This is a genomic window from Limnovirga soli, from assembly GCF_013106755.1.
In the GTDB taxonomy this organism is placed as follows: Bacteria; Bacteroidota; Bacteroidia; order Chitinophagales; family Chitinophagaceae; genus Limnovirga; species Limnovirga soli.
In genome coordinates this window covers 143,611-159,928 of the sequence record NZ_WHPF01000015.1, presented here as the reverse complement: position 1 = coordinate 159,928, position 16,318 = coordinate 143,611, and the positions used below count along the sequence as shown (strand labels likewise).

The window sequence follows — 16,318 nt, the reverse complement described above, 5'->3', positions numbered from 1 at the left end:
GTTTGGGTTGTATATGCAGCTTTTTGTACAATAAATGTTTTGGCGTAGCATAAACACAAAAGGGCAGCCTGTTACAAACGGCTGCCCTTTTTATATACTGGGTTTTACAAAATTCGGGGCTTAATTATTTACCAACATAAGTACCGTCAGACAAGTAGCTGGCAGTCATGGTTTCGCCATTATAAATAAATTTAACCTGATAAAAAGTATGGTCTTTCCATGTCCAGCGAATGGTAGTAGCGCCGGGGTACATGGCGTTATAGGAAGCCAATACCGGTGGTGGTACATATCTGGCCGTTTTACGGGTTTCTATGGTAACTTTTTCTACTGCACTTTGGTATTGATTGGCAGATACTGCGCTAACGCTTACTAACAGAACTAGTGCGAAAATGATTTTTTTCATAACTTTTGTTTGACTTTTAAAATATGTTTATGGGGAATAATGTTTTTATTGTGCCCATTTATACATAGTTGCAGCCAAAAGCAATAATGTAACCAGCCGCCGTTTTTTATTTTTAATTTTTATACAATAACAACTACCTAGGCTGTATCTATAAATTTATTTGGTAAAATCTGGGATTGCCTTTTTGGTTTTTTAGCTGCACAAAGTACTCAACCGTACAAGTGTGCGACGCAACGGCTGCCCAATAAATGATTTGTTGCCGGGCCCACAAAAAAATGCTTTCCGGTTTATACATATGGTCCCGGAAAGCATTTTCTTATTGTACAATTTATAATGCTACTGTAAAGTTTTTCAGAAGCTCGGGAAGTCCTCCATCGGCCTGCCCTTCGATTGCAAAAATGGAGCGATCTGTGCATTGAATATTGCAGTTAAAATTCCCAAATTCGTTGGTGTGGCCTGTTCCAAAGGGCAGCGCTGTACCACCGGTAACAGATACGCCTACAGCAATACCATCGATTGGGGTGCCGCTATTATTATCGATCTTAAGCAGCACATTTATTTTCAGCAACCGTTCCTGACCGTTAGTTATGCCTGCATCAAAATTGGTATTTATGAGTAAAGACAGGTTTAAATTTGACTGGATAATATCAGGCGAAAAGCCATCGTTGGCTCCGTCAAAACCCAATAGCTGTGCATTGCCTGCAATATCAAATGATAAGCGTACCTGCTTAATATCATTATTTTGTTTTGCCCTGTCAATTGCATTATTCAGGGAAGTAAACATGGCTTGTTTGGCGAGGCCCAATCCTTCGGTTCTTTCGTTTATCAAAGCATCATCTATGCCTGTTGCTTCTGCTTTTGCCATCCAGCTTAGCAGCTTTTTGAGTTCAGGTTTTAATTTTTCAAAATCTGAGGCGGCAGCAGGGATAGCTGGTTTGATATTTTTGTTATAATCATCTTTCATCAACTGCACTATTTTCTGCTCATCGCTTGTTGATAAAGCACCTGCCGGAGAAGCTGCTGCATTATTTAATATATCGTCTATTTGTTTTGATTCGGGAACTGCAGTAACCACCCTATCCCGTTCGTTAGATGAAGCCCCTGAAGTAGGTGACGGTAGTGAAATGGGGGCTGATGAAGATGTAGTTCCAGTTATTTTATCCAGCACTTTTTGCTGGTTAGGGGCTGTAGTTCTTAGGAATGATTCAGGGGAAATGCCACTATCCAAACCAGGTGTGGATTGTTGAGTATCCAATGATTTGGCTGCATTTAAGGCGGCACCTCCGCCTGAGATAGTATTGGTAGCAGGTGTTGGCAATGGTGGCAAGCCCAACAGCATAGGAGCAAGTGATGCAGCAATTTTTGCCATTTCTACCTGGAAATTGGCGAATGTGGCCATGTTGGCGCCTGCCTGATTACCTGCAGCAATAGCGCCGGTAGAAGATGCATTTAATGCACTTTGGGCAAGGGCGGATGTTTGTGCAATACCGCTCATGTCACGGAATAAATTAGCCGCAGTAATGGCCTGCAATACGCCCTGCATGCCGGTTGGGTCTGGTAACGCCTGTGGGGCCTGAATGCTTAATACGGAAGGGTTTAGGTTACCAGTGGTTGGAGCACCATCTACCTGGTGCTGGCCTGCTTGTATGGCTGCAATTTCCGGTGCGGCAAAAGGTATTGGGGAATCCTGCCAGTTCCAGAAGCGGGTCATATCTAATTTTTCTGCAGAGTTAAAGCGACCGAGGACTGCTTCACCGAAAATACCATCGGTGGGTAAAGCTACTTTTTGACGGCTTATTTCTTCTTTATCAATATTGTCTTCTTGCCATTTTATCCATTTAGTATCTTCATTGTCATGAAATATAAATGCTAAACAATTTCCCATAACTGCAATGGGTTTGGGGTCAATATATTCAGTAAGGCTTACCTCTCTTTTAGTAGCAGATCCGGCTCCGACTGTTACTTTATAGGGGCTTAATTGCATAGATAGAAAATTGGGATCCATATTCATCCAGATCTGTTGGCTATAGTAGAGTGCATCCTCGTTTAAGAGGACCCCGAGTTCATTAGTTTTTACAGTTGACTTAAACTTTAAAAGTTCAATTTTGCTTGTATCTGGCGGTATAAGAAAATCAATAGGCATAAAAGCATAAAAGTTACCGCTAACATTAAAATTGAAATTTATAGTAGCGCCAAATTGGGTATGAGATTGCTTACATTCCACATTTATAGAAGCAACAGAGCTTAATGCTATTGGTTCTGGGATAGCCGGATTAATTCCATTTTTGTTATAATTGGTTCCTATATTATTTTTTGTAATCGCTATAATACTGCCATCCTCCTTAACAATATTTATCTTCTCAATCATTTCGTCTCCTATTCCACCCATCCCATCAACATTTACCAAAGAGGAATTTGAAGACATTTTCCATTTAGAATTTTCATGATGATCTGCTGTTACAAGATTTGGCTGAAAGTCTGTTACAAGCCCGGTATTTACACTGAAACTAAGAAATGCTCCCTTACGTGAATTCTGATCATTAATTCTATTATGAATTGCCTTAAGGCGTAATAGCTTACTAGCCTTATCATCAGCGGCAGGCGGCAGTTCTATGCTTTCATAAATATGCTTCGCTACCTGTTCAACATTCACGAAGCTGTTTGTAGTAAAAATTAAATCTTTTATATACTGCGAACGGGCGGTGTTATACAAAACTGACTTAAACTTATTGATTACTCTTTCATCAATAAAGTTTATAATATCCATCGGTACAAAAATGCAACGCTTATATCTGTCAATTTGTAATTCGGTAGTAAAAGACTGCACCACCTGCCAGTATTGTATGGTAAGTGCATGCATGTGATTGTAATTCGTAATACTTCGGGTTGTTATGGTTTCAGATTCAGACTGTGATACTTCTGAAACAATAGAAGAGCGTTTATTTCTTGAGGAAAATGAATTTTGCTGTGTTGAGTTATTAATGTTTTGCTGCATAGAAGAAGAAATATCCCTTTGCCCCGCAGTGGCAGAAACAGAACTTGCAGCAGTGGTATTTAAAGAACCACTTACAGTTCCTCCTGTAAGCACCGGGCCAACCATTCCCCCACCAGCTACTGCAATATTACTAGATGTGCTGATGCTTCCTGTCATAGAAGTTCCAGCCTGTATTTCTGATGCAGTTGCACCAGCAACTTCTGCAATGGCCCTCTTTTGTGTTTGCGAGTTTTCTAACTCTTCTTTCTGAGTTACAATTTCTGCTGTTGTACCTGTCGTTTTACGTTGCCAGTCAATAACAGCAATCTTTGTACTTTCTCCGGGTGCCAGTGCAATACTTTTTATCAGGCTACCCAAGGTAATTCCTTGTGCAAACCAGCTTTGCTTAAATGTAAGGATGGCTCCGAAACCAGGCTCATCATACCCCATACTTCTGTCATCATAGTTCAAACTTACTCTTCCGCTTAAGGGTTGAAGGGCTGCTCTTCTTTTTGGAGCATCCGTCATTACCACAGTATCATAATACACCACTTCTACCGGGTATTCGCCCATTTTGGGTACTAATTCCTGTGGAGCTTCGGGATCGGCAGGTGCTGCTTTTGACGTAATAATAGCAGTTTGGACCGGAACTGTTGCTGGTTCATTTTTGGTTGTTGAACTGTTTGAAGCTGTATTTATACCGAGGTGTTCATTTACAATTATTCTAGCAGCGTAATAGGGTTGCCATTTGGCGAGGTCTTCTATTTTTTTAAATCCAAAATCGCTTTTTAATAAGCCGGCTATAGCATTGCCAATACCAGTAAGTATGGCAGGCTCACGAAACTTTAATTCAGTTAGTGTACCTAATATGTTTTTTTCATCCACCATATCATCCGGCAGTAAACCAGCTTTTGCTTTTAGGTCTTTATTACTGATGCTGGTGATGTATCGGGCATTTTGAAAAATATCTGAAAGACCGAGATCGTATAGGTTATTTATTTTTAAATGTTTAAGCGTGTTTGCCTGCTTTTCTGATACATCAGCTAATACTGATGGGCTCTTTTCTAATAAATCGCCTAACGGAATACTTAGAAATTCTTTCTTAACGAGTTTTTGTAATTCTTTCTTGTCCATAGAGTGGTGTTTATAGTGTGATAGTCGATAGATGAGATAATAGAGGCAACAGATTTAAACAACTATTTTTAGCTTTTTTGCCCGGTATTGGTATGCTGTACAAGTGTGCGACGCAAGCGGTGTTGCCAGTTGCTTTGCAGCCAGGTACATACTTATACGATGAAATGGTTATTGTAATACCATTGTTTTGGTATCAATTAATTGCCCATTCATGATAAGGCTATAGCGGTAGGTACCTGCAGCCAGTTGCGCCGTTTGCAGATTTACCTGTCCTTTACCCCTGGCGGTTAACGTAATTTGTTTTATCAATTTTCCATCTGAGGTGCTTATTTGCAAATAGGCTGTTGTTGCCTGCTGCGGTAGAAAATATTGAATGGTTGTTTGTGCTTTAAATGGATTTGGTGCATTTTGATAAAGTACAGCATTGTTGGGCTGTGTTGCGGGGGAAGATAAAACAACTGTTTGTTGAGGTATTGCCGTATTGGTATTTACAAGGAGGAGTTGTTCAATTTTATCCAACCTGTTTTTAAGTTCTTTGTTCGCAGAGGATAATGCATCATTTTCTGCTGATAGCTCCTGTACAGCTTTTACCAATGGCACAACAAAATCGCTGTAGCGCAGGCCCCAGGTGCTTTTACTGTCGTCTTCGGGTTTATCAATTCCACTAAAATCATATCCAACACTTTTTGCTGCTTTGTCTACATCCTGTGCAAGAAAGCCGGAATAACGTTTCTTAAGTTGTGCAGCTTTTGCTTTTTGTACATCAGCATTTGCTTTGTCTTCTGTGGTTTCTTTTATGCCCCAGAAATTATCAATGCTGTTTACATTATAGTTGTAAGAAACAGGTTTAAGTTTTTTAATAAAATCAAGGCCGTGGGTTTCTTCTTTAATGTTTTGTTTAAAACGGCCATCGCTAAAGGTGGTATAGCTTACCTGTCCACCAATGGAGGTAACAGCCGTATTGCCGAAACGAATTTTGTTACTTGCATCAGTAATAGCGCCATTACCAACAGCGGTAGCATTGGTTAAATTTCCAACTGATACATTGGCACTGCGGCCAATGGCGGTGTTATTGCTGCCGGTAGCATTTATATTAAGTGCATTAACACCAATAGCTGTATTATTGGCTCCTGTGGTATTGGCTATTATTGCATTGGTACCTATGCCAACATTAGATATACCAGTAGTATTATTTACCAGTGCACTGGTACCAAATGCAGTATTAAAATTACCGGTATTGTTAAGTAAAGCATTGTAGCCGGTTGCTGTATTTTCCTGGCCGGTAATGTTTGCAAACAAAGCTTTTGAGCCTACAGCTGTATTAAATCCATTGCCCCCGTTTTGGTTAAGCATGGCAGAGTCTCCAATGGCTACTAAATTATTGCCTGTTTGATTATTGCGAAGCGCATTAATGCCAGTTGCAACATTTGAAAAACCGGTTGTGTTGTTTAGCAAAGCACCGATGCCGTTTGCAACATTGAATGAACCAGTTGAGTTTGAAACCAATGCACTGCTACCAATTGCGACATTAGAGGAGCCGGTTGTATTTGAAAGCATAGTACTGTTGCCAATTGCAGTATTGGATGAACCTGTAGTGTTTAAAAACAAAGCACTATTACCATTGGCAACATTGCTAGATCCTGTGGTGTTTAAAAACATGGCATTGCTGCCATTTGCAACGTTGGATTGCCCAGTGGTATTTGAAAACATTGCATTAAAGCCGGTTGCAGTATTTCTACTGCCGGAAGTATTTGCAAACAGGGCCTTTGAGCCTAGTGCAGTATTTTGCCCAGCACCTCCGTTTTGATTATATAAGGCAGAATCGCCAATAGCTACCAGGTTACTACCTGTTTGATTATCGTGAAGCGCACTAATGCCAGCTGTAACATTTGAAAAACCTGTGGTGTTTGAAAACATGGCATCTCTGCCATTTGCAACATTGTTTGAACCTGTAGTGTTTAAAACCAAAGTACTAGCGCCATTTGCAACATTGTTTGAACCTGTAGTGTTAGAAAACAAAGTACTATTCCCAATCGCAGTATTGGATAAACCTGTGCTGTTTGATAACATTGCATTGCTTCCAATGGCTACATTCGCTGATCCTGTGGTGTTTGCGACCAATGAATTACTGCCATATGCAACATTGTTAGAACCGGTGGTATTTAAGAACATGGCATTATAGCCAGCTGCAGTATTTCGGAAGCCGCTGGTATTTGTAAATAGGGCTTTTGAGCCTAGGGCAGTATTTCTGCTAGAACCACTGTTTTGATTAAATAAAGCAGAATCGCCAATGGCTACCTGGTTGCTTCCTTCTGTATTAAATCTTAACGCGCTGGTGCCAATGGCTACATTAGAGAAACCGGATATGTTTTCCCCCAATGCATTATTGCCATAGGCAACATTATTTGAACCCGTGGTGTTTGAAGTTAATGCACTTGTGCCATGTGCAATATTATCGTTTCCAGAGATATTTTCATATAAGGCACTATTGCCGTTGGCAATATTGCCTGTACCAATGGTATTGGCACTTAATGCGTTAACTCCAATAGCAATATTTGCAAATCCGGTGGTGTTTGAATATAATGCACGTGCACCGTTTGCAACGTTATATGCACCTGTTGTATTTTTAAATAATGCATTATCTCCAATAGCAACGTTTCCATATCCTGTAATATTTGATGCAAGGGTATTTATGCCATTTGCCACATTCTCCCTACCTGTTGTATTTGCGCTTAATGCATTACTACCGGTTGCTGTATTATTTTCACCTGTAGTGTTTGAGGCTAATGCATTATAACCATTGGCTACATTACCAAATCCGGTGCTGTTTGCAAATAGTGTATGAAAACCAGTTGCAGTATTAAAGGAGCCGGTAGTATTAGCAAACAATGCTGATGCTCCAAATGCTGTATTCAAATCGCCTCCAATTCCATTCCCTCTTCCAATTGTGATTCCGTTGATTCTAGCGTCACCATTAACAATTTCCAACTTTGCCTGTGGGGTAGTAGTACCAATACCCACGTTGCCGGCAGTATAAGAAATATTATCTGTACCAGTTGCCCATTGAGAACCTGTAAGTGTTGAGGCTATAGTAAAATTGGGATAAGCGCCACCTATGTTAATACCTGTGCCAGGGTTTAATACTACAATTTGATCTGGCGCTATATTGGCAACAGTGTTACCGCTGATGTTTATGCCATTTCCTGCAATATAAGGGGTAAAAGCAGTTGTTTGCGTACTGCCATCTGCAAATTTTACATTGTACAAATGCACATCTTTATAACGTAAAGACGCAGCCCCAAGACTGATTGTATTGGTTACATTGGGTAGCAGATCAACATTTAATGCCGTGGGTGCAATAAGATTACTTAAACTTTTATCTGCTCCATTACTAGCTCCGCTACCAGTTAAAGAAACCCAGGCGGTGCCGTTATAGCCCTGAAAGTCTCCATTGGCCCAACGTATATTACCAGCCACGGCGCTGTTGCTGTTGCCCACCCTTACGCCACCGGTAAATACGCCATTACCATCATCGGCACCAACGTAAAAAGAAGGAGCAGCTGCATTGTTTCTAAACTCGTACCGCACATTTGTTTGATTAAAATACAAACCATAATTGGGGTTACCAGCAAATGCAAAGGCATACTGATTACCGCCTACACGGTATTGGCTGCTGCCATTAAACGAGAGGTTACCGGTTGCACTATCTATATTGAGATAGTTGGCATTGGAGAAGCCAAATCTGGCGCCACCTTTTACCTGTAGCGTTGCTGATGGATTTGTGGTGTATATGCCAGCCCTGCCTGCGGGAGGAAAAATATTTTGTGCATTAATTTGGTTTACGGTTATCAACAAAAGGAGCGGAAGGCAAATTTTGTATTTCATTTAAATTGATTTTTAGGTATATTTTCTTAATTAATATATTATTAGGTTTAAAGGCTCCATTGCTACAATCATCCCCAGTTGTCTAGATTTTTCCGGTTGAAATAGGACTGACTTTTACACAGTGGCAATAATGATCAAATCGAAATGATTCAATGGAATGTCACATATTGCAGTTGTTAGGTACAGCAGATAAGAATACCATTGGCAGCCATTTATTTTATGAGCACCATTGTTTTGGTGTCAATTAATTTGCCATCCACAATTAATGAATAACGATAAGTACCTGCGGCCAGTTCTGAGGTTTGCAAATTCAACTGGCCATTGTTTTTTGCAGATAGATTAATCAACTTAACTATTTTACCATCTGCGGCAGTAATATTTATTACAGCCTGTTTTGATTGCTGAGGCACCTGGTACCTGATAACTGTATAGTTATTGAAAGGGTTAGGAATGTTCTGCGATAGCGATGCATCTATGCTGCTTAATACGGCCTGCTGTGTTGTTGTGTTTTCAGGCATTGCGTTGCTGTTTGCTGTAATCATTCTTTTTATTTCTTCTATCTGCTGCTGTAAATAATCGTTTTGTTTAGATAGTTCATCATTCTTTTTGAATAGTTCATCATTTTGTTTTGATAGCTCCTGTACTGCATTTACCAATGGCACAACAAAATCGCTGTAGCGCAGGCCCCAGGTACTTTTACTGTCGTCTTCGGGTTTATCAATTCCACTAAAATCGTATCCAACACTTTGTGCAGCTTTGTCTACATCCTGTGCAAGAAAGCCGGTGTATCTTTTCTTAAGTTGTACAGCTTTTGCTTTTTGTACATCAGCATTTGCTTTGTCTTCTGTGCTTTCTTTTATGCCCCAGAAATTATCAATGCTGTTTACGTTATAGTTATAAGAAACAGGTTTAAGTTTTTTAATAAAATCAAGTCCGTGGGTTTCTTCTTTAATGTTTTGTTTAAAACGCCCATCACTGAAAGTGGTATAGCTTACTTGTCCACCAATTGAGGTAACTGCCGTATTGCCGAAGCGAATTTTGTTACTTGCATCAGTAATGGCGCCATTACCAACAGCTGTAGCATTGGTTAAATTTCCAACAGATACATTGGCACTGCGGCCAATGGCGGTGTTATTGCTGCCGGTGGCATTTATATTAAGTGCATTAACACCAATAGCTGTATTATTGCCTCCTGTGCTATTGGCTATTATTGCATTGGTACCTATGCCAACATTAGATATACCAGTAGTATTATTTACCAGCGCATTGGTACCAAATGCAGTATTAAAATTACCGGTATTGTTAAGTAAGGCATTGTAGCCGGTTGCTGTATTTTCCTGGCCTGTAATGTTTGCAAACAAAGCTTTTGAGCCTACTGCTGTATTAAACCCATTGCCCCCGTTTTGGTTAAGCAAGGCAGAGTCTCCAATAGCTACTAAATTACTGCCTGTTTGATTACTGAGGAGGGAATTAATGCCATATGCAACATTTGAAAAACCGGTTGTGTTTGAAAATAATGCACCGCTGCCAGTGGCAACATTGGAATAACCAGTTGAATTTGAAGCCAATGAACCACTACCGTTTGCAACATTAAAGTAGCCAGTTGAGTTTGAAAACAATGCATCCTTGCCGTTTGCGACATTTGAATGTCCGGTGGTATTTGATTCCAATGCACCGCTGCCGGTTGCAACGTTGAAAACACCTATAGTGTTTGAAAACAAAGCATTGTAACCATTTGCAACATTGAGAAAACCTGTAGTGTTAGAAAACATTGCATTAAAGCCGGTTGCAGTATTTCTACTGCCGGAAGTATTTGCAAACAGGGACTTTGAGCCTAATGCTATATTTTGCCCAGCACCGCCGCTTTGATTATATAAGGCAGAATCGCCAATGGCTACCTGGTTATTACCTGTGGTATTGCTTCGCAAAGCATCAACACCAATAGCCACATTTGAACGGCCAGATGAATTACTAAATAATGCCGCTACCCCAAATGCTACATTTGTATTGCCGGTTGTATTAAAACTGAGCGCATTAACCCCAAATGCACTATTGGACTTGCCCGTTGTGTTTTCAAAAAGCGCACCTACTCCTACAGCGGCATTACTACTCCCAGTAGAATTTTTAAACAAGGCGGCGTACCCGTTTGCAGTATTATTGGAGCCTGAACTATTTAATTGCATGGCGGCAAAACCTGTTGCAGTATTAAAGGAGCCTGTAGTGTTGGAAACCAAGGCAGTTACGCCAAATGCTGTATTCAAATTACCTCCAATTCCATTCCCTCTTCCAATTGTGATTCCGTTTATTTTAGCGTCACCATTAACAATTTCCAACTTTGCCTGCGGGGTAGTAGTACCAATACCCACGTTGCCAACAGTATAAGAAATATTGTCTGTACCAGTTGCCCATTGAGAACCTGTAAGTGTGGAGGCTATTGTAAAATTGGGGTAAGTACCACCTACACTAATACCTGTGCCAGGGTTTAATACTACAGTTTGATCTGGCGCTGTATTAGCAATGGAATTACTGCTTATACTAATGCCGTCTCCTGCATTATAGGGCGTAAAGGCAGTAGTTTGCGTTGTGCCATTGGAAAACTTAAGATTAAACAAATGCACATCTTCATATCGAAAAGTAGTAGAACCAAGACTGATTGTATTGGTTGCGTTGGGTAACAGATCAACATTTAATGCGGTGGGTGCTATAAGATTACCTAAACTTTTATCTGCTCCATTACTGGCTCCGCTACCAGTTAAAGAAACCCAGGCGGTGCCATTATAGCCCTGGAAGTCTCCATTGGCCCAACGAATATTACCAGCCACGGCACTGTTGCTGTTGCCTACCCTTACCCCACCTGTAAATACACCATTGCCATCATCTGCTCCTACATAAAAAGATGGTGCAGCCGCATTGTTCCTGAACTCGTATCGCACATTTGTTTGATTGAAATACAAACCATAATTGGGGTTGCCTGAAAAAGCAAATGCATACTGGTTACCACCTACACGGTACTGGCTACTACCATTAAATGAGAGGTTACCTGTTGCACTATCTATATTAATATAGTTAGCATTGCTGGCGCCAAACCTGGCTCCACCTTTTACCTGTAGCGTTGCTGATGGATTAGTAGTGTAGATACCAGCCCTGCCTGCTGCTGGAAAAATATTTTGTGCTTTACTCTGTTGTACAGTTAATAACAACAGTAGAGGAAGCCATATTTTGTATTTCATTATAAGTGATTTTGTATGCATTTTGTTATTTACCTTCTTTTGCTGGCTATATTGCTACTGGCATAGATTAATGTTTGTGATTTTCTTAAACAAAAGCACCCTTCTATAACCTGTTATTATCATAGGTAAAGTAAACTTGTAGCTTGAGCTTTGATTCTGAAGTACAAGTGTGCGACGCAAGTAAAGCTGCCATTGGATCTACTGCCTGGCTAAAACTTTTTTATTGCTTTAAAATTTTTATTGATTTGTAAGCTCCACCATTGGTATAAGTTAGCAAATAAATACCTGCACTTAAATGGGCAATATTTACAGTTGTACTGCCGCGGCCAATGGATTGTTGAAGCATAATTCTACCTTGTAAATCAGTGATTACTATGCTATTTTTATCAGTATTGAAACCTGATATTTGAAGTATGTCTTTTGCAGGATTTGGTGAAATTCTTACACCGATATTTTTTAAATCATCAACCCCATTTGATACAATTGCAAAAGCCGCATCGTCATTTCGAATGATACCCAGTGCTGTATCAGCTGCGCCCAGTATGGTGTTTACCGGATTGCTAAGGATTACATTAAACTGTTCGTTGGGTTCTGGTGTTATATCTCCCAATACGCTGATGGCGATGTTTTTTCTTACCTGACCGGGACTAAATCTTAGTACTTTATTTATAGGTACATAGTCGCTACCTGCGGTGGCAGTTATATTTGCTGTTTTATAGCGCACTGAAATTGTACTGTCATAAGGGCGGTTTAGTGTTACTGTAAACTTCATGTCTGTGGTATCTGTATTGTCCTCGGCTAAACTTTTATTGGCTATAGAAATGGTAGGTATTACGGTTCCAATACTACCTAAGATATACTCCGCATTATCACCGGTAAGTGTAAATGTATTAGATGTTAGGTTTTGCGTAGCTGAAGTAATACCCCAAACCGAAGCCGCATTATCGGATCTGCTAAATAAGCGCATGGTAGGCTCTGTGGCAATGAAAGGGTTGCCGGTATAATTGTATACTGTAGTAATTTGAGGGCTGTTGATATTAGCGGTGAATACACCGAAATACCTATTGTTATTACCCACACCTTCTATGCCATTGGTGGTATTCGGTTGTTCGTCTACGCGAAATAGATGCACGCCTGCAGTACCAGAATAAGTTCCTGAGTTTACTGCTATTGATAAATTATCCTGAGCAGGAAAAGAAAGGCTAGTGGATGGCAATCCAGTTGTTACATAATTATTAGCGCTAGCATTGCCAATTGGTGCAGCGCTAGTTACCCTTGCAAGTCCATTGATAAGCGTGCCGTTATTATTATTGGCAGTTGCGTCAAATACAGTTGTACTAGTGCTTTCATCAAAATTATAGTAGGCAGTAAGTGTACTGAATAAGGCATCGTTATTGGGCATTTTCCGACACATTCGTTCACGTATTTGCGTTTGGCTAAGGGCTATATTCCAAATACGTACCTCATCAATTATAGCATTTGGAAATTCTGATATCCCGCCATATTGCTTGCCAATCAATGTTGTGGTTCCGGCAGCACTAATTGCATAATTAGAGATTGATGAAACAAGTATGCCATTCATGTATAAAAAGCCATTGGTGGCGGACTTTACAACACAGAGATGCGTCCATTTATTCAGGGGCATTAAAATACCGGTGTTTTGCCAGGTGTCACCTAATCTTATGATTCCCGTTAAATTGGTAGTACCAATATAAAATGCATCTCCACTTGCACCCTGAGAAATAAATTCACGAAAGCCCTCTGTATTATTCCTGTTAAATACCCAAAGGTCAACAGTAAAGTCTCCGGTAGTTGGAACAGCATAGGCATTTATTGTTACATGGTCGTCTACCCCATCAAAGTTTAAGGCATTGCCGCTACCAGGTAAGTTTTGCGACTGTGCATTTAATGCAAGGCTTAGATATAAGCCTGCAGTTAAGAATAATACTTTTTTCATAAATTCTGTTTGTTTTGGTTTGAAAAAAAGAGGGTATATAAAACTATCAGCAGGTTAGCAACGGGGCAATAACTTAATGTATCTATACAGTTTTGTAATACATGAGCAATCGTTTTCGCAGCTGTTGGCGTCCCGCCAACGGCCTTCGCTTCTATAAAGCCCAATAGAATTATCCCAAAGTACAAGAGTGCGACGCAACGTAGATGCTGTAAGTAATACAGCCGGTTACATATAAATACGTCCCGGCTGTATTTTACATTTTTATTCTTTTATAAACTTTATTGTTTTATAGGTATTGTGCTCTGCATACCGTAGCATATATAAGCCGGGTGTAAGTGTTGAAATATTTACAGGTGCATTGTTGCTTACATTTTGTTTCAACAATACCCTACCTTGTAAATCCATCACTTGTATTAGTGTGCCTACGGTTAACCCCGTTATATGTAACTGGTCTTTTGCAGGATTTGGTGAAATTCTTACACCGATATTTTTTAATTCATCAACAGATGTTGATGTGATTGCAAAAGCCACATCATCATTTCGAATAATACCTAATGCAGTGTCAGCTGCGCCCAGTATGGTGTTTACGGGATTGCTAAGGATTACATTAAACTGTTCGTTGGGTTCTGGTATTATATCTCCCAATACACTGATGGTGATATTTTTTCTTACCTGACCGGGACTAAATCTTAGCACTTTATTTGCCGGCAGATAGTCGCTACCTGCGGTGGCAGTTATATTTGCTGTTTTATAGCGTACAGAAACAGTGCTATCGTAAGGGTGGTTCAATGTTACAGCAAATTTCATATCTGTAGTATCGCTGTTACCCTCAGTTATACTTTTATTAGCTATAGAAACAGTAGGTATACAGGTTTCGTCAATCAGCCCGTCGCCATCATCATCTATGTTGTTGCAGACTTCAAAATTATTATACAGATCATTTACCTGTGCAGCCGTTAAAGCAGTGTTGTAAATTTTCACTTCGTCAATGGAACCGTTCATAGGAAAAGCAAGGCTATTGTTTTCAAGTGCGGCGCCAAAAAACATAACATTGTTATCATAGGGTATTGCACCAGAGTATTCAGATGTATTCACCAAAATGCCGTTTATGTACAACTTCAACTGTCCACTAACGGGGTCTGCCGTCGCGGCAACATGAATCCATGTATTTATTGATAAAGGTGTTGTTACCTGTGCGAAATCGCCACAGGATGTAGTTCTTGAAATCCATGTAGAATAATCAGCGTTTAGTGCTCCAAAATGCCAGGAATCGTTAATGCAAGGCGACAAAGGTTTATCTATGAAGGTTTGCAACCCAGAGTTGTTATTAAGGAATATCCAGGCGGCAATAGTTATGCTTGCAGGATGTAGCAATACATTGTCTGCAACTTCTACACGGTTTGCGGTATTGCCGTTAAATGATATTGCGCTGTTTGCATTGCCAAACCTATCGGTTGTAAAAACAGGAGCACCTATAATACTGCCATTCAAGTTGTTGCCGCTTACATCGTTGGCATTGCCATTAAAAGGATAAAAAGCAACTGGAGTTTGTGCAAAAATCAACTGGTTTAGAAATAATCCTGCAGTTAAGAGTAATACTTTTTTCATAAATTCTGTTTGTTTTGGTTTGAAGAAAGGGGTTTATAAAACTACTTGCAGGTTAGCAACGGCACTATAGCTAGATGTAGCCATAGATTGATAGCGCGGCACTTGGTATTTTTACGAACAAACATATTGTGCTTTTATAGCCACAGCAATAGGTATTTATCCCTATAAATTTTTTATGATGCATTTTAACTACACCTTATTAAGTCCGGTGAAAGAGGAAGATCTCCGGTTAACTTTTGGTGCTTCCCGGATTGTATCGGTGTCTGAGGATCCCATTGCCTTATTTGCACCTACCATTACACATTTTAAAAAACTGGCTATTGGCAATTACTTTTGGTTTATTGCAGACCCTGTACAATGGGTGGTGCATGCAGCAGGTGGTATGCTGGAACAAATGACAGGCATAAAAGAAAGGGAGCTTGTTGGTAGTTCTCCGGAATTAATTTTCAAACACACACATCCGGAAGACCTTACACATATGTTTGCGTTTAGTACCTATTGGGTTAATTATTTTACCAATCTATCAATGGAGCGAAAACCCCATGTTCACGCAACAGTTTATTTACGTTTTAAAAATGCGGCAGGTATATATAGATGGGTAATGGTGCAATACGCAGATACATTGTTGGATACCGATGGGCGAATAAATTATGGGCTTACTCTACTTACGGATATTTCGCATATTAAAAAGGATGGAATGGCTATGATGAGTATTCTTGATACATCAGATGATAGCTGCCAGCAGTTTCTTTGTTTGGATGGCGGAAATTTATCTAAATCTAATGAGGATTTGCCTAAAATTTCGCCACGTGAATTGGAAGTGTTGCGTTATCTGGCTGCAGGCTATAGCAGTAAACAAATAGCCGGTGAGTTTAATATAGCCATTAAAACTATTGATAATCACCGGCAGAATTTATTGCATAAAACCAATACAAAGTCTACAGGCGAGCTGGTTGCTTACGGTATAAATAATGGGTTTATTTAACTACAACTTTTTTATAAAGTAAAAGGAGTATTTAAATAGGAGTAGATGCTGTTTCGGTTATCAAATGCCTACAATAGCTGTAACCAAAAATACATTTGTATTGGGCTGTTTAATAAGCTGCCCTGCCTGATGCAGCACAAGA

Annotated in this window: 7 protein-coding genes; 1 reads left to right on the top strand and 6 read right to left on the bottom strand. The window is 39.9% G+C overall.

The features are described 5' to 3' along the window. Window positions 1-124 precede the first annotated feature (124 nt). The 6 genes from GD597_RS18840 to GD597_RS18815 form a co-directional block, all read right to left on the bottom strand. Window positions 125-403, bottom strand: coding sequence for a hypothetical protein (locus tag GD597_RS18840; RefSeq protein ID WP_171609461.1), 279 nt, complete (start codon window positions 401-403; stop codon window positions 125-127). A gap of 328 nt (window positions 404-731) precedes the next feature. Continuing rightward, window positions 732-4,511 carry a hypothetical protein gene (locus GD597_RS18835; protein ID WP_171609460.1) on the bottom strand — a complete coding sequence of 1,260 codons (3,780 nt, stop codon included), beginning with the start codon at window positions 4,509-4,511 and terminating at the stop codon, window positions 732-734. A 168-nt stretch (window positions 4,512-4,679) separates the two neighbouring features. Then, window positions 4,680-8,396: a tail fiber domain-containing protein gene (locus GD597_RS18830; RefSeq protein WP_171609459.1), complete on the bottom strand. Its 3,717-nt coding sequence runs from the start codon at window positions 8,394-8,396 to the stop codon at window positions 4,680-4,682. A gap of 212 nt (window positions 8,397-8,608) precedes the next feature. Further along, window positions 8,609-11,626 carry a tail fiber domain-containing protein gene (locus GD597_RS18825; protein WP_171609458.1) on the bottom strand — a complete coding sequence of 1,006 codons (3,018 nt, stop codon included), beginning with the start codon at window positions 11,624-11,626 and terminating at the stop codon, window positions 8,609-8,611. Between the two features lie 220 nt (window positions 11,627-11,846). After that, window positions 11,847-13,583, bottom strand: coding sequence for a LamG-like jellyroll fold domain-containing protein (locus tag GD597_RS18820; RefSeq protein WP_171609457.1), 1,737 nt, complete (start codon window positions 13,581-13,583; stop codon window positions 11,847-11,849). A gap of 261 nt (window positions 13,584-13,844) precedes the next feature. Beyond that, the gene (locus tag GD597_RS18815) at window positions 13,845-15,191 is read right to left on the bottom strand and encodes a LamG-like jellyroll fold domain-containing protein (RefSeq protein WP_171609456.1); all 1,347 of its coding nucleotides are present in this window, start codon (window positions 15,189-15,191) and stop codon (window positions 13,845-13,847) included. Window positions 15,192-15,366: 175 nt separating this feature from the next. Here GD597_RS18815 and GD597_RS18810 point away from each other — a divergent pair, with 175 nt between their 5' ends. Beyond that, window positions 15,367-16,176: a LuxR C-terminal-related transcriptional regulator gene (locus GD597_RS18810; protein ID WP_171609455.1), complete on the top strand. Its 810-nt coding sequence runs from the start codon at window positions 15,367-15,369 to the stop codon at window positions 16,174-16,176. Window positions 16,177-16,318: the final 142 nt, after the last annotated feature.